The organism is Streptomyces bambusae (assembly GCF_020532645.1).
GTDB classification, from domain to species: domain Bacteria; phylum Actinomycetota; class Actinomycetes; order Streptomycetales; family Streptomycetaceae; genus Streptomyces; species Streptomyces bambusae.
Map to the genome: position 1 here is coordinate 17563 of NZ_JAJAUZ010000078.1, position 15286 is coordinate 32848.

General features: G+C 71.8%; 13 protein-coding genes. All 13 read right to left on the reverse strand.

The window, feature by feature from the left end:
- Window positions 1–56 precede the first annotated feature (56 nt).
- A complete protein-coding gene (locus tag LG634_RS33165) occupies window positions 57–347 on the reverse strand; it encodes a YggT family protein (protein WP_226739480.1) in 291 nt (96 codons plus the stop codon).
- A gap of 95 nt (window positions 348–442) precedes the next feature.
- On the reverse strand, window positions 443–1051 hold the full coding sequence (locus tag LG634_RS33170) for a cell division protein SepF (protein WP_226739482.1): 609 nt from the start codon (window positions 1049–1051) through the stop codon (window positions 443–445).
- A 149-nt stretch (window positions 1052–1200) separates the two neighbouring features.
- Window positions 1201–1920 carry a YggS family pyridoxal phosphate-dependent enzyme gene (locus LG634_RS33175; protein WP_226739484.1) on the reverse strand — a complete coding sequence of 240 codons (720 nt, stop codon included), beginning with the start codon at window positions 1918–1920 and terminating at the stop codon, window positions 1201–1203.
- Window positions 1921–2655: a peptidoglycan editing factor PgeF gene (gene pgeF, locus LG634_RS33180; protein WP_226739487.1), complete on the reverse strand. Its 735-nt coding sequence runs from the start codon at window positions 2653–2655 to the stop codon at window positions 1921–1923.
- Window positions 2656–2671: 16 nt separating this feature from the next.
- Window positions 2672–3889: a cell division protein FtsZ gene (ftsZ, locus tag LG634_RS33185; RefSeq protein WP_226739489.1), complete on the reverse strand. Its 1218-nt coding sequence runs from the start codon at window positions 3887–3889 to the stop codon at window positions 2672–2674.
- Between the two features lie 284 nt (window positions 3890–4173).
- Window positions 4174–4968 carry a cell division protein FtsQ/DivIB gene (locus LG634_RS33190; RefSeq protein WP_308072731.1) on the reverse strand — a complete coding sequence of 265 codons (795 nt, stop codon included), beginning with the start codon at window positions 4966–4968 and terminating at the stop codon, window positions 4174–4176.
- A gap of 38 nt (window positions 4969–5006) precedes the next feature.
- On the reverse strand, window positions 5007–6101 hold the full coding sequence (gene murG / locus LG634_RS33195) for an undecaprenyldiphospho-muramoylpentapeptide beta-N-acetylglucosaminyltransferase (protein ID WP_226739491.1): 1095 nt from the start codon (window positions 6099–6101) through the stop codon (window positions 5007–5009).
- A gap of 6 nt (window positions 6102–6107) precedes the next feature.
- The gene (ftsW, locus tag LG634_RS33200; RefSeq protein ID WP_226739493.1) at window positions 6108–7487 is read right to left on the reverse strand and encodes a putative lipid II flippase FtsW; all 1380 of its coding nucleotides are present in this window, start codon (window positions 7485–7487) and stop codon (window positions 6108–6110) included.
- 58 nt (window positions 7488–7545) lie between these two features.
- A complete protein-coding gene (gene murD / locus LG634_RS33205; RefSeq protein WP_226739495.1) occupies window positions 7546–8985 on the reverse strand; it encodes a UDP-N-acetylmuramoyl-L-alanine--D-glutamate ligase in 1440 nt (479 codons plus the stop codon).
- Window positions 8967–10037 carry a phospho-N-acetylmuramoyl-pentapeptide-transferase gene (gene mraY, locus LG634_RS33210; protein ID WP_226739497.1) on the reverse strand — a complete coding sequence of 357 codons (1071 nt, stop codon included), beginning with the start codon at window positions 10035–10037 and terminating at the stop codon, window positions 8967–8969. The genes murD and mraY overlap by 19 nt, the downstream gene beginning before the upstream one ends.
- Window positions 10034–11464, reverse strand: a complete 1431-nt coding sequence (locus LG634_RS33215) for a UDP-N-acetylmuramoyl-tripeptide--D-alanyl-D-alanine ligase (RefSeq protein WP_226739499.1) — start codon at window positions 11462–11464, stop codon at window positions 10034–10036. The genes mraY and LG634_RS33215 overlap by 4 nt, the downstream gene beginning before the upstream one ends.
- Window positions 11461–13149, reverse strand: coding sequence for a UDP-N-acetylmuramoyl-L-alanyl-D-glutamate--2,6-diaminopimelate ligase (locus tag LG634_RS33220; protein WP_226739501.1), 1689 nt, complete (start codon window positions 13147–13149; stop codon window positions 11461–11463). Before LG634_RS33220 ends, LG634_RS33215 begins: the two co-directional genes overlap by 4 nt.
- Before the next feature lie 9 nt (window positions 13150–13158).
- Window positions 13159–15144 (reverse strand): peptidoglycan D,D-transpeptidase FtsI family protein, encoded by a 1986-nt coding sequence (locus tag LG634_RS33225; RefSeq protein WP_226739503.1) that lies wholly within the window; start codon window positions 15142–15144, stop codon window positions 13159–13161.
- Between the last annotated feature and the right edge of the window lie 142 nt (window positions 15145–15286).

Consider the following 15286-nt stretch of genomic DNA (forward strand, 5'->3'; position numbering starts at 1 on the left):
TACGTAGTCGTCGGCAGTCGGCAGGACCGTATCGTCCCCAGTCGTCCTCGCCCCGGTCATCTGGCGAATCCGCTCACGATGGAGATCAGGATGTAGACGATGATCATCAGAACGAAGAAGGACAGGTCGAGTGCCACGCCCCCGAGACGCAACGGCGGGATGAACCGCCGAAGAAGCTTGAGCGGTGGATCGGTGACAGTGTAAGTGGCCTCCAGAACGACCACCATCGCCTTGCCGGGTTCCCAAGAACGTGCGAACTGGAAGACGTAGTCCATCACCAGCCGGAAGATCAACACGATGAGGAAGCACATCAGCGCGATGTAGACCACCTGCAGTGCGACGCCCATCCCGCGCTTCCCTCTCCCCTGCTCTCGCCGCCCGGCCGGAGTCGGCCGGGCCGTTCTTTCCCGGTGTTCCTTCCGGCCGGGGCCGGAAGCCTGTCCTAGCTCTGGTTGAAGAACCCGCCCTCTGCAATACGGGCCTTGTCCTCCGCCGTGACATCGACGTTAGCAGGAGACAGCAGGAACACCTTCTGAGTCACGCGTTCAATGCTGCCATGCAGCCCGAACACCAGACCGGCGGCAAAGTCGACAAGTCGCTTCGCATCCGTGTCGTCCATCTCCGTGAGGTTCATGATCACGGGGGTGCCCTCGCGGAAGTGTTCCCCGATGGTACGGGCCTCGTTGTACGTCCGGGGGTGCAGCGTCGTGATGCGGTACGGCTCCCGCTCGGAGACGACCTTGGGCATGATCACGGGGGCGTTCTTCTCCAGGCTCGATCGTTCAGGTGTGATGGACGCCACGGGGGCGATTCGCGCCGGTCGTCCGCTTTCCACCGGTACGGACACCGGTTCGCGCTGCGCCGGCGGCTGTACGGCTCGTACCGGTTCGTCCGGCTGTGCGGGCTGATGCGGAGGCTGGTGCCGCCGGCGCTCCCGCTCCGGTTCGGGCTCGGGCTCGAACTCGTCGTCGGGGTCGAACCCCGGGCCGTCGTATCCATCGTCCTCCACGAGGCCGAGGTAGACCGCCATCTTGCGCATCGCGCCGGCCATGCTCTGAGTCCTCCGCTCTGTGGTGGATCGGTCTGCCGCCAGTGTCACTTTTGTCACCAAGGCGCCAAGTGCCCGCGATCCACGTGGTCTGCCCGCCGATCAGTGGGATTGACCATATTTTCTGCTGTGGTCCGACTTGCTTGGCGACGTTACCCGAGGCGGGGTCGGTCTCCGAGTACCGCAGTACCGACGCGTACGTGTGTCGCCCCGGCCGCCACGGCCTGTTCCAGGTCACCGCTCATGCCCGCCGAGACCATCGTGGCAGTCGGATGAGCAGCCCGCAGGCGTGATGACAATTCCATCAGCTGCTCGAACGCCGCGCGTTCGCGCCCGGCGTACGGACCGGCCAGCGGGGCCACCGTCATCAGCCCGTCCAGGCGCAGTCCCGGAGCCTCCGCAACGAGCCGGGCCAGTTCGCCGATCCGGTCCGGAGCCGCACCACCGCGCACGCCCTCGGCGCCCGACTCCGCGTCGAGCGCCACCTGGATCAGGCAGCCGAGCTCCCGGCCGGCCCGCCCGGCGGCCGCCGAGAGCGCCGTGACGAGCTTCGGGCGGTCGACGGATTGCACGACATGCGCATACCCGGCCACGGAACGGACCTTGTTCGTCTGCAACTGGCCGACGAAGTGCCAGGTCAGCGGCAGATCCGCGCAGGCGGCCGCCTTGGGCGCGGCATCCTGGTCCTTGTTCTCCGCCACATGACGGACACCGAGGTCCGCCAGCAGACGTACGTCACTTGCGGGGTAGGTCTTGGTGACCACGATGAGGGTCACCTCTTCCCGCTTGCGTCCGGCGGCCGCGCAGGCGGACGAGATGCGTTCCTCCACCCGCGCCAGGTTCGCGGCGAGCTGCGACTTGCGTTCCGTCATCTACGGTTCCAACCAGACATATCCGGCGAGCCGCCCGGTGACCCGGTCGCGGCGGTACGAGAAGTGGTCGCGGGATTCGAGGGTGCAGTGGCCGGACCGCTGCCGGTCTTCGATCCCCAGCGCCGCCAGCTGGGCGTGCACTCCGGCGACCACGTCCACGGCGGGGGTTCCCCAGCTGGTCTCCGCGTAGGCCGCGGGCACCACGGCCGCCACCTCGTCCCGCATCTGCGCGGGCACTTCGTAGCAGCGGCCGCAGACGGCGGGTCCGGTACGGGCGGTGATCCGCGCGGGGTCGGCACCGAGGGCGGTCATCGCCTCGACGGCGGCCGGCACCACTCCGGCGACGAGTCCGGGCCGGCCGGCGTGGGCGGCGGCGGCGACTCCGGCGACCGGGTCGGCCAGCAGGACCGGGGTGCAGTCGGCGGTGAGGACGGCGAGCGCCAGTCCCCGGCGGGCGGTGACCACGGCGTCCACCGCCGGGACCGGCTCGCCGCCGGGCCAGGGCCCGTCGACGACGGCCACGTCCCGCCCGTGCACCTGGTTCATCCAGACCACCCGGGCCGGGTCGAGGCCCAGGGCCCGCGCCGTGCGCGTCCGGTTGGACAGGACGGCGGCCGGGTCGTCGCCGACCGCACCGCCGAGATTGAGCTCCTCGTACGGAACGGCGCTCACCCCGCCCCACCGGTCGGTGAAGGCGAAGTGGGCGCCGTTCGCGCTGTGCTGCTCGCTTATCACTTCGAGAAGTCCGGTATCACTTCAGGAAGTCCGGAACGTCCAGCTCTTCGGCGGGGCTGTCCTGGTAGGGACGGGCCGTCGGGACCTGGGGGGCCGGGGCCACCGGGACCGCCGGCACCTCGGCCACCGGAGCCGGCTCGACCGGGGCCGGGGGCTCCTCGCGCGGGGTCACCGTGCCGAGTCCGCCGAAGGCGGGGCGGACCGGCTCGGGGGCGCGCACCGGGGCCGGCGGCTCCTCGCGCTTGGTGGAGGCGGCGCCGATCACGTTGTCCCGGCGGGCCGGCGGCTGTCCGCCGTCAAAGCCGGCCGCGATGACGGTGACCCGCACCTCGTCGCCGAGGGCGTCGTCGATGACGGCGCCGAAGATGATGTTCGCCTCGGGGTGGGCGGCCTCGCTGACCAGCTGAGCCGCCTCGTTGATCTCGAAGAGTCCGAGGTCGGAGCCGCCGGAGATGGAGAGCAGCACACCGCGGGCGCCGTCGATGGACGCCTCCAGCAGCGGCGAGGAGATCGCCATCTCGGCCGCGGCCACCGCGCGGTCGTCGCCGCGGGCCGAGCCGATGCCCATGAGCGCCGAGCCGGCCTCGGACATCACGGACTTGACGTCGGCGAAGTCGAGGTTGATCAGACCCGGGGTGGTGATGAGGTCGGTGATGCCCTGGACGCCGGAGAGCAGCACCTGGTCGGCCGACTTGAAGGCGTCGAGCACACTGACCTGGCGGTCCGAGATGGACAGCAGCCGGTCGTTCGGGATGACGATGAGGGTGTCGACCTCTTCGCGGAGCTCCGCGATGCCGTCCTCCGCCTGGTTCGCGCGACGGCGGCCCTCGAAGGTGAACGGGCGGGTGACCACGCCGATGGTCAGGGCGCCCAGCGAGCGGGCGATGTTCGCGACGACGGGCGCGCCGCCGGTGCCGGTGCCGCCGCCCTCGCCGGCGGTGACGAAGACCATGTCGGCCCCCTTGAGGACCTCCTCGATCTCCTCGCGGTGGTCCTCTGCCGCCTTGCGGCCGACTGCCGGGTTGGCGCCGGCGCCGAGGCCGCGGGTCAGTTCGCGGCCGACGTCGAGCTTGACGTCGGCATCGCTCATCAACAGCGCCTGCGCGTCCGTGTTGATGGCGATGAACTCGACGCCCTTGAGACCGACCTCGATCATCCGGTTGATGGCATTGACACCACCGCCGCCGACACCGATGACCTTGATGACTGCGAGGTAGTTCTGCGGTGCTGCCACGTCGAAGGCCTCTCGCCTCGATTACGTGTCGTCGCTTCGCGGGCCTGCGGTGCGACGACTGATGCCGAAAGTAGGGCGGTCCGACAGCGCGGCTGCCGACCCGAACCCTAACCCTTAAGTTTAGGGTTAACTCTGTGTCTGTTCCCTGGACTCTTCCGAACAGGACACTAAGTCGACAAGTGGCGCGCGTTCAACGAACACGCCGAACCTCCCGTTTTTCTTTTCACCCTATGTGATCACCCGGTTCGCTGGCCAACCAGGGTGCGCCGCTGTTCGACCTCGCGTCAACTCCCGGAGACCGCCGGGGCCGTGGGAGCGCTCACGTCGAACTCCGCGGCGCGCGGCGCGGCCTTCATGAGGGCGGTCAGCGTGCGGGCTTTGGACTCGCCCTGTTCGGAACTCCCCCAGACCACCGTGCGGCCCCGGGTCAACTCCAGTACGACGGAATCGTACGAGCGGATGCGCATCTTCCGGGTTTCTGCGGCCACGGCGCGCGGGAGGTGTCCGGCGATCGCCACCGCCTCGTGCAGCAGCCGCGTCTCGCCGAACCGGCGCAGACTCGGCGACTGCCCGGCGTCCAGGACGAGTTCGGGGATCCCGGCGGGCGCCTTGGAGACCGTGGCGAATCGCACACCGCCGTCGTCGACTTCCACGTATCCGCTCCCCTTTGCGATGAGCAGGACCGGTTTGCGCTCGGTGACCTTCAGGCCGATGCCGTGCGGCCAGGAGCGGACCACGTCGACGGTGTCGATGCGGGGCAGCGCTCCGCGTACCCGGGCCTCGATCTCGCCGGTGTCCACGGTCGCCAGCGGGGCGCCCAGCGGCACGGCCGCGGCCTCGGTGACCTGGGCGGTGGTGAGCACCTCGGTGCCGGTGACGCCGATCTTCTCGACGCGCAGCCAGTCGGATCCGTAGAGGACCCAGGTGCCGCCGCCCGCGAGCAGGGCGGCGGCGGCCAGGGCGGCGACGAGCGGAAGCCGGCGGGACCGGGCGCCCGGAGGGCGGCCGGCCGGGGCCGGCTCGGGGGCCCTGCCCGCCGCCTTGCCGCCGCCGCGCTGTGCGGTCGTGGGTCCGGCCACTGTCGCCTCCTGCGTTCGTGCTGTCCGCGGCCTGGGCGTCAGCGGTTGCGGTGTTCGGCGATCGCCTCGTACACCATGCCGACCAGCAGCTCGTCGGCGTCCCGGCGCCCGAACTCGGCGGCGGCACGGGACATCTCGTACAGCCGGTGCGGGTCGGCGAGCACGGGGAGCACCTGGCTCTGGACCCACTGGGGGGTGAGTTCCGCGTCGTCGACGAGCAGGCCGCCGCCGGCCTTGACCACCGGCTGGGCGTTGAGCCGCTGTTCGCCGTTGCCGATCGGCAGCGGGACGTAGGCGGCGGGGAGCCCGACGGCGGAGAGTTCGGCGACGGTCATCGCGCCCGCCCGGCACAGCATCATGTCGGCGGCGGCGTACGCGAGGTCCATCCGGTCCACGTACGGTACCGGGACGTACGGCGGCATCCCGGGCATGTTGTCGACACGCGGCAGTTCGTTCTTCGGGCCGACCGCGTGCAGGACCTGGATGCCGGACCGCTGGAGGGCGGGGGCGATCTGCTGCGTGACCTCGTTGAGGCGGCGGGCGCCCTGGGAGCCGCCGGAGACCAGCAGGGTGGGCAGGTTCGGGTCGAGGCCGAAGGCGGCGCGGGCCTCGGCGCGGGCCGCGGTCCGGTCGAGGGTGGCGATGGCCCGGCGCAGCGGGATGCCGACGTAACGGGCCCCGCGCAGCTTGCTGTCGGGCGTGGAGACGGCGACGGCGGCCGCGTACCGGGAGCCGATCTTGTTGGCCAGGCCGGGGCGGGCGTTGGCCTCGTGGACGATGATCGGCACGCCGAGCCGTTTGGCGGCGAGGTAGCCGGGCAGGGCCACGTAGCCGCCGAAGCCGACGACGCAGTCGGCCTTGGTGCGGACGAGGATGTCCTCGGCGGCCTTGATGGTGCCGCGCAGCCGTCCGGGGACGGTGATCAGCTCGGGGGTGGGCTTGCGGGGCAGCGGTACGGCGGGGATCAGCCCGAGTTCGTAGCCGCGTTCGGGCACCAGCCGGGTTTCCAGGCCGCGTTCCGTGCCGAGGGCCGTGATGCCGACCGTGGGGTCCTGCCTGCGCAGGGCGTCCGCGAGGGCGAGCGCCGGCTCGATGTGGCCGGCGGTCCCTCCACCGGCGAGTACGACATGCACCGAAATTCACCGCTCTCCGGACGGACGTTCCTTGACGCGCCGTCTCATCGATCTGCCTCTCAGCCCGGCCCGCCGCCAGCCGCTCTTCGGCTGCCGCATCGCGAGCGCGGCCCGTGCGGCGGGCTCCTCCCGCGCGAAGGCGATGAGGAGTCCGACCGCGAACATGGTCGGCAGCAGGGCCGACCCTCCGTAGGAGAACAGCGGGAGCGGGACTCCGGCGATCGGCAGCAGACCGAGCACCGCACCGATGTTGATCACGGCTTGGGCCGTGATCCAGGTGGTCACGCCTCCCGCGGCATACCTGACGAAGGAGTCCTCCGTGCGTCCGGCCACGCGGATACCCGCATAGCCTAGGGCCGCGAAGAGGGCGAGTACCGACAGCGTCCCCGCCAGGCCCAGTTCCTCCCCGGTGATGGCGAAGATGAAGTCGGTGTGGGCCTCGGGGAGTTGCCCCCATTTTTCCACACTGGCGCCGAGGCCCGAGCCGAACCAGCCGCCGGAGGCGAGGGCGAAGATCCCGTGGACGGCCTGGTAGCAGTCGGGGCCGCCCTCGGGGCCGAGGTCGGTGGCGCCGATGCAGGCGAGCCGTTCCATGCGGTGCGGGCTGGTCTTGATGAGCACGGCGACGACGAGTCCGGCTGCGGCCAGCACGCCGACGAACAGCCGGGTCGGGGCGCCCGCCACCCACAGGAGGCCGAAGAGGATGGCCGTGAAGATGATGGCGGTGCCCATGTCCCCGCCGAGCATGATGAGTCCGAGCAGCAGGAACGCCATCGGGACCAGTGGCACCAGCAGGTGCTTCCACTGGCTGAGGAGCTGCTTGTCGCCCTTGCGGGCCAGCAGGTCGGCGCCCCACAGGATCAGCGCCAGCTTGCCGAACTCGCTGGGCTGGAGCATGAACGGGCCGCCCAGCGAGATCCAGTTCTGGTTGCCGTTGATCGAGACCCCTATCCCGGGGATCTGCACGAGCACCATGAGGAACACGGTGCCGGCGAGCGCCGGGTAGGCCAGCGCCCGGTGCAGCTTCACCGGCATCCGCGAGGCGGCCAGCAGCAGTCCGGTGCCGAGAGCCGCCGCGAAGAACTGCTTCTGGAAGAAGTACGAGGCGGACAGGCCCAGCTGGAGCGCTTTGATCATCGATGCGGAGTACACCATGATCAGGCCGAGCACCGTGATCAGCAGGCCGCTGCCGAAGATCAGGTAATACGCGGTGAGCGGCCGGTCCCAGGTGCGGCGCAGCTGGCGGTAGCTGCGGCGGACCCGGTCCGCGGGACCGCGGCCGGGGCGCCGCGGCCGGAAGGACCGGGGGGTCCTCGTGGGCCGCTTGCGCCCCTGTGCCTTCGCTTCGGACGGCTGCCGCCCTGCGCCCACCGCCACGCGCTGCATGTCTGTTCCCCTCCACTCGTACGAGCAGCCGGCCGGACAGACCCGCCCCGGCCGAGGCCTAGGCTTGCCCGGCAGCCAGTTCGCGTACGGCGTCGGCGAACGCGTCGCCGCGCTTGCCGTAGTTCACGAACATGTCCATCGAGGCGCAGGCGGGGGCCAGCAGGACCGTGTCGCCGGGTTCCGCGAGCCGGGCCGCTTCCCGGACCGCCGCAAGCATCGCCCCAGTGTCGGTCCGGTCGAGGTCGACCACCGGGACTTCCGGGGCGTGTCGCGCGAGCGCTTCGCGGATGAGGGCCCGGTCGGCGCCGATCAGCACCGCGCCGCGCAGCCGCTTGGCGGCGCCGGTGACCAGCCCGTCGAAGGTGGCGCCCTTGGCAAGACCGCCGGCGATCCAGACGACGGGCTCGTACGCGGCCAGCGAGGCTTCGGCGGCGTGGGTGTTGGTGGCCTTGGAGTCGTTGACGTACGCGACCCCGGCGACGTCCGCGACGTGCGCGATGCGGTGCGCGTCGGGGCGGAAGTTGCGCAGGCCGTCGCGGACGGCGCGGGGCTCGACGCCGAAGGCGCGGGCCAGGGCGGCGGCGGCGAGGGCGTTGGCGATGTTGTGCGGGGCCGGCGGGTTGACGTCCGCGACCTCGGCGAGCTCCTGGGCGTTCTTCTGCCGGTTCTCGACGAAGGCGCGGTCGACGAGGATGCCGTCGACGACGCCGAGCATCGAGGGGCCGGGGGCGCCGAGGGTGAAGCCGATGGCACGGCAGCCCTCGACCACGTCGGCCTCGACGACGAGGTCCTCGGTGGCCTTGTCCGCGACGTTGTAGACGCAGGCAACGGTGTTGCCCTCGTAGATGCGGCCCTTGTCGGCGGCGTACGCCTCCATGGAGCCGTGCCAGTCGAGGTGGTCGGGGGCGAGGTTCAGCACGGCCGCGGAGTGGGCGCGCAGCGAGGGCGCCCAGTGCAGCTGGTAGCTGGAGAGCTCGACGGCGAGCACGTCGAGGTCGCGGTACTCGGGGTCGGTGCCCAGGACCACGTCCACGATCGGGGTGCCGATGTTGCCGACGGCGGCGGTGCGCAGTCCGGCGGCGCGCAGGATCGACGCCAGCATCTGGGTGGTGGTCGTCTTGCCGTTGGTGCCGGTGACGGCGAGCCACGGCGGGGCGTCGGGGCCGCGCAGCCGCCAGGCGATCTCGACGTCTCCGACGACGTCGACGCCGGCGGCCGCGGCGGCCGCGAACAGCGGGCCGGACGGCGCCCAGCCGGGCGAGGTGACCACCAGGTCGGTGCCCTCGGGGAGGGTCTCCGCGTCGCCGAGGCGGACGGTGATGCCCGCGTCGGCGAGTCCGGCGGCGCGGGCGCGCAGGGCGTCGCCGTCGCCGGCGTCCACCACGGTCACCACGGCGCCGAGGCCGGCCAGGGCGCGGGCGGCGCTGACGCCGCTCACGCCGAGGCCGGCGACGGTGATGTTCATGCCCTGCCAGGACGTCACTTCTCTGCTGCCCATCCTGCGTAGAAGAGGCCGAGGCCGACGATCACGCACATGCCCTGGATGATCCAGAAGCGGACCACGACGAGGACTTCCGACCAGCCCTTGAGCTCGAAGTGGTGCTGGAGCGGGGCCATCCGGAAGACCCGCTTGCCGGTGAGGCGGAACGAGCCGACCTGGATGACCACGGACATCGTGATGAGGACGAACAGGCCGCCGAGGAGCGCGAGGAGCAGCTCGGTGCGGGAGCAGATCGCGAGACCCGCGAGCGCGCCGCCGAGGGCGAGCGAACCGGTGTCGCCCATGAAGATCTTGGCCGGCGAGGTGTTCCACCACAGGAAGCCGAAGCAGGCGCCCATGAGGGCGGAGGCGACGACGGCGAGGTCGAGCGGGTCGCGCACCTCGAAGCAGGCGGCCGGGTTGGTGAGGGCCTCCGCGCTGGCGCAGGACTCCTGGTACTGCCAGACGCCGATGAACGTGTAGGCGCCGAAGACCATCACCGAGGCGCCGGTCGCGAGACCGTCGAGGCCGTCGGTGAGGTTCACGCCGTTCGACATCGCGAGGATCATGAACAGCGCCCAGACGACGAACAGGACCGGGCCGATGGACCAGCCGAAGTCCATCACGAAGGACAGCTTCGTGGACGCCGGCTCCAGGCCCCGGGAGTCGGAGAACTGGAGCGCCAGCACGGCGAAGGCGATGCCGACGATCAGCTGGCCGGCCATCTTCGCCTTGGCCCGCAGGCCCAGCGAACGCTGCTTGACGATCTTGATGTAGTCGTCGAGGAAGCCGACCAGGCCCATCCCGGCCATCAGGAACAGCACCAGCAGGCCGGAGAACGTCGGCTCGCTGGAGGTGATCACCTTCGTCAGGGCGTACGCGATGAGCGTCGCCAGGATGAAGGAGATGCCGCCCATGGTGGGCGTGCCCTTCTTCCCGGCGTGGCCGCGGGGGCCGTCGTCCCGGATGAACTGGCCGTAGCCCTTGCGGGCCAGGAGCTTGATCAGCAGGGGGGTGCCGATGACGGTGAGGAACATACCGATGACACCCGCGAACAGGATCTGCCTCATCGGCCGGTGACCTCGCCCTCGGCAGCGCCGGCGAGCAGGGCCGCAGCGACCCGCTCCAGACCGGCCGACCTGGAAGCCTTCACCAGCACGACGTCTCCCGGGCGCAGTTCACTGCGCAACAGGTCGACCGCCGCCTGCGCGTCGGACACGAGCACCGACTCCTCACCCCACGAACCCTCGTTATATGCGCCCAGTTGCAGCCAGGACGCTTCCCTGCCCCCGACTGCCACGAGCTTGCTCACGTTGAGCCGGACGACAAGCCGTCCGACCGCGTCGTGTTCGGCGAGCGAATCGTCTCCGAGCTCGGCCATGGGACCGAGCACCGCCCACGTACGTCCCCCCTGCGCCCGGGTGGCGCCGCCCATGGCGACCAGCGCGCGCAGCGCCGCCCGCATGGACTCGGGGTTCGCGTTGTAGGCGTCGTTGACGACCGTCACGCCGTCCGCGCGCTCGGTGACCTCCATGCGCCACTTCGAGAGCGTGCCAGCCTGGGAGAGCGCGACCGCGATCTCCTGGGCGGACATGCCCACGACATGGGCCACGGCGGCCGCGGCGAGCGCGTTCGACACGTGGTGCTCACCGTACAGCCGCAAGGTCACCTCGCTGCACCCGGTGGGTGTGTGGAGCGTGAAGCAGGGCTGTCCCTGGGGGGTCAGGCGTACCTCGGTGGCCCGAACGTCGGCGTCCTCGGCCTCGCCGAAGAGCACCGTACGGGCCTTCGTGCGGGCGGACATGGCGCGGACCAGGAGGTCGTCGGCGTTGAGGACGGCGACGCCGCCCTCGGCTTCTGTGGGCAGGGCCTCGACCAGCTCTCCCTTGGCCTGGGCGATGGCCTCGCGGCCGCCGAACTCGCCGATGTGGGCGGTGCCCACGTTCAGGACGAGGCCGATGCGGGGCGGGGTCAGGCCGGCCAGGTAGCGGATGTGGCCGATGCCGCGGGCGCCCATCTCCAGGACGAGGTGGCGGGTTTCCCCGGTGGCGCGCAGGGTCGTGATCGGCAGGCCGATCTCGTTGTTGAGGTTCCCGGGCGTCCACACGGTGGGCGCGTGGTGCTGGAGCACCTGGGCGATGAGGTCCTTGGTGGACGTCTTGCCGGCGGAGCCGGTCAGGGCGATCACGTCGGCGCCGACCCGGGTGACGACCGCGCCGGCCAGGGCGCCGAGGGCCGCGACCACGTCGGGGACGACGATCGCGGGCACGCCGACCGGGCGGGTGGCGAGGACGGCGGTGGCGCCGGCGGCGACCGCGCGCTCGGCGAAGTCGTGGCCGTCGACGTGTTCGCCCGCGAACGCGGCGAACAGGCTGCCCTGTTCGACCTCGCGGGAGTCGTAGACCACGGTCCCCGTCACGCGGGCGGACGGATCCGGTATGTCGTGGAGCTGCCCGCCGGTGATGTCGGCGATCTCGGCGAGGGAGAGGGCGATCACGGTTTCACCTCGGCCTGTCGGGTGTCCGGGCGCCGGTCCTCGATGGCGGCGCGCAGGACCTGGCGGTCGTCGAACGGCCGGACCACGCCTGCGGTGTCCTGGCCCTGCTCGTGGCCCTTGCCGGCGACGAGCACGGTGTCGCCGGGCTCGGCCCGGGCGACCGCGGCGGCGATGGCGCCGGCCCGGTCGGGGTCGACGAGCACGTCGCCGCGCTCGTCTGCGGGCACCGACACGGCGCCTTCGAACATCGCGGCGAGGATCGCGAGCGGGTCCTCGGAGCGCGGGTTGTCGGAGGTCAGCACGGCGGTGTCGGCGAGCCGGGCGGCGGCGGCACCCATCGGGCCGCGCTTGGTCCGGTCTCGGTCGCCGCCGCAACCGATCACGATGTGCAGCCGGCCCTCGGTGACCTTGCGCAGGGCGCGCAGGACCGATTCGACGGCGTCCGTCTTGTGGGCGTAGTCGACGACCGCGAGGTACGGCTGGCCGGCGTCGACGCGCTCCAGGCGGCCGGGGACGCCGGGGACCGCGGCGACGCCGTCGGCGGCGGCCTGCGGGTCGAGGCCGGCGGCGGCCAGGGTGACGATGGCGGCGACGGTGTTGGCCACGTTGAACGGGCCGGGCAGCGGGGCGGTGGCCCGGATCCGCACGCCTTCGGGGCCGGCCAGGGTGAAGGTGGAGCCGACCGGTCCGGACACCACGTCCTCGGCGCGCCAGTCGGCGCCCGGGTCGCCCTCGGCGGAGAAGGTGACGACCGGAATGGCGGCCTCCTTGGCCAGCCGGCGGCCGTACTCGTCGTCGGTGTTCACGACGCCCAGCCGGGCCCGGCGGCTCGTGAAGAGCTGCGCCTTGGCCTGGAAGTAGTCCTCCATGCCGGAGTGGAACTCCATGTGCTCCGGGCTGAGGTTGTTGAAGACCGCGACGTCGAAGACGCAGCCGTCGACCCGGCCGAGCACCAGAGCGTGGCTGGAGACCTCCATGGCGACGGCCTCGACGCCGCGCTCGCGCATGACCGCGAACAGCGCCTGGAGGTCGGTGGCCTCGGGAGTGGTGCGCTCGGACTTGATCCGCTCGTCGCCGATGCGCATCTCGACGGTGCCGACCAGTCCGGTGGCCCGGCCGGCGCCGCGCAGGCCGCCCTCGACCAGGTAGGCCGTGGTGGTCTTGCCGGACGTGCCGGTGATGCCGATCTGGAGGAGGCCGCGGCCCGGGTGCCCGTAGACGGCGGCGGCGAGCTCGCCCATCCGGCCGCGGGGCTCGGGCACGACGAGCACCGGCAGTCCGGTGGCGGCGGCCCGCTCGGCCCCGGCCGGGTCGGTCAGGACGGCGGCGGCACCGCGTTCGGCGGCCTGGGCGGCGAAGTCGGCGCCGTGCAGGTTGGCGCCGGGCAGGGCCGCGTACACGTCGCCGGGGCGCACGGCCCGGGAGTCGTGCGTGATGCCGGAGATCTCCGCCTGGGCGGCTTCCGGAACGTCGGTTCCCAGCAGCGCGGCCAGCTCGCCCAGGGGGGTCGGGCGCAGCGTGGCGGGCCGGGGCGCTCCCGGCGGCGTTGCCGGGGCGTCTTTCTGGGCGGTTCTGGGCTGATCAGCGTGGGGCACGGCGGTGAGCGTACCGGGCGCACCGGGCCCGCCGGGAATCGAGGGGCCCGGGTCGCGCTGGTTCCCGGGGTCCTGGGTGATCGTCGTCACGGTGGTGCCTTACGGGGTGAAGGTGACCGGCAGACCTGCGGGAGGGGCGCCGGTGGGGGCGATCTGGAGGGTCTTGAGGGCGAACTCCATGACCTTCTTGTAGATGGGGCCGCAGATCTGGCCGCCGAAGTAGCTGCCCTTCGTCGGATTCTGGATGGCGCAGTAGACGGTGATGCGAGGGTTGTCGGCGGGTGCGAACCCGGCGAAGGAGGCGGTGTAGCCCTTGTAGCGGCCGGTCGCCGGATCCACCCGGTTGGACGTTCCGGTCTTGCCGCCGACCCGGTAGCCGGGGATGCGGGCCTTGGTGCCGGTGCCCTCCTGGTCGTCGACGACCGATTCGAGCATGGCGGCGAGGGTCTTGGCGGTGCCTTCGCTGATCACGCGGGTGCGTTCGGGGGCGGAGGCGGGGGTGAAGCGGCCGTCGGGGCCCTTGCTGCCGCGGACCAGGGTGGGTTCGATGCGGACCCCGCCGTTGGCGACGGTCGAGTACACGGAGGCCGCCTGTACGGCGTTGACCGACAGGCCCTGGCCGAAGGGGATCGTGTACTGCTGCGAAGTGGACCATTCGCGGGGCTTGGCGAGGATGCCGCGGGACTCGCCGGGGTAGTCGAGGCCGGTGGGCCGGCCGAGGCCGAACTTCGTCAGGTACGAGTAGAGGACGTCGTTGGCGTCGGACTGGGTCTTGCCGAGCTGTCCGGTGGCCAGGATGGTGCCGATGTTGCTGGATTTGGCGAGGACCCCGTTGAGGGTCAGGTACCAGGTCGGGTGGTCGATGTCGTCCTTGAACAGCCGGTCGCCGCGGTGCAGCCGGTTGGGGACGGTGACGTGGGTGAGCGGGCCGGCGGCCTTCTCCTCCAGTACGGCGGCCATGGAGATGACCTTGGCGGTGGAGCCGGGTTCGTAGACGTCCTGGAGGGCCGCGTTGCCCATGGCGGCCGAGCGGGCCCGGCTGAGGTCGTTCGGGTCGAAGCCGGGGGCGTTCGCCATGGCGAGGATCTCGCCGGTGCGGGTGTCCTGGACGACGACGTAGCCGCGGTCGGCGGCGGACTTGCGGACCTGTTCGGTGATGGCGTTCTGGGCGGCCCACTGGATGTCGCGGTCGATGGTCAGCTCGATGTCGGAGCCGGGGACGGCGGGCTTCTCGTGGGAGCCGGCGGTGGGCACCCGGCGGCCGCCGGCCTGGGCGTAGCGGAGTTCGCCGTCCTGCCCGGCGAGCTTCTCGTCGAGGGCGGATTCGAGGCCGCCGGCGCCCTTGCCCTCGGAGTTGACGTAACCGATTATCCCGGCGGCGAGGTCTCCGTTGGGGTACACCCGCTTGCTGCTGGGCTCCTGGAAGAGGCCGGCGAGGACGTTGGCGCCGGGGCCGCCGCGGCGCTTGTCGGCCTCGGCCTTCTCCGCGAACGCCTTCTTGAGGTCCTTGATCTGGTTCCAGACCTGCGGGGTCTGGCGGCGGGCCAGGACCACGTACTTGGTGTTCGGGGTCTTGAACCGGGCGGTGAGCTCTTTGGCGTCCTTGCCGAGGAGCGGGGCGAGCAGGGCGGCGGCCTGCTCGGGGGCGTCGAGGGCCTTGCTCTCCTTGGGCGTGAACATGGTCGGGTCGGCGGTGATGTCGTACGCGTCGACGCTGGTGGCGAGCGCGATGCCGGTCCGGTCGGTGATCTGGCCGCGCTCGGCGGCGAGGGTGTACTTGGCGTACCGGTTCTTCTGCGCCTGCGCGGTGAACTCGGAGGCGTCGACGGCCTGTACCTGGAGGAGCCGCACGGTGAAGGCGAGCAGCACCAGGGTGAGGCCGATGCCGACGAGGCGGAGCCGGGGCTTGGGGTTGCCGAGCCGGATGGTGGCGGCGCGGCCGGCGGCCGGGCGGGGCCGGGCGGCGGCGGACCGGACGGCCGGGCGGGTGCGGGGCCGGGAGGCGGGCCGGTCCGACGGCCGGTCGCCGGCGCGCGGGCGGCCGGGGCCGGGGACCCGGCGGCGCGGGGGTTCCTGCGGGCTCACGGCGCCTCCGCGGGGTGCGGCGGGCGGAGGACGGGGCGGCGGCCCGTGCCGGGGGCCGGTTCCAGGGCGGTCACAGCGTCACCTGCCGGGTGTCGGGGTGGGCTTCGCGTCGGGTGCGGGGAGTCCGGCGGTGCCGGGGGTA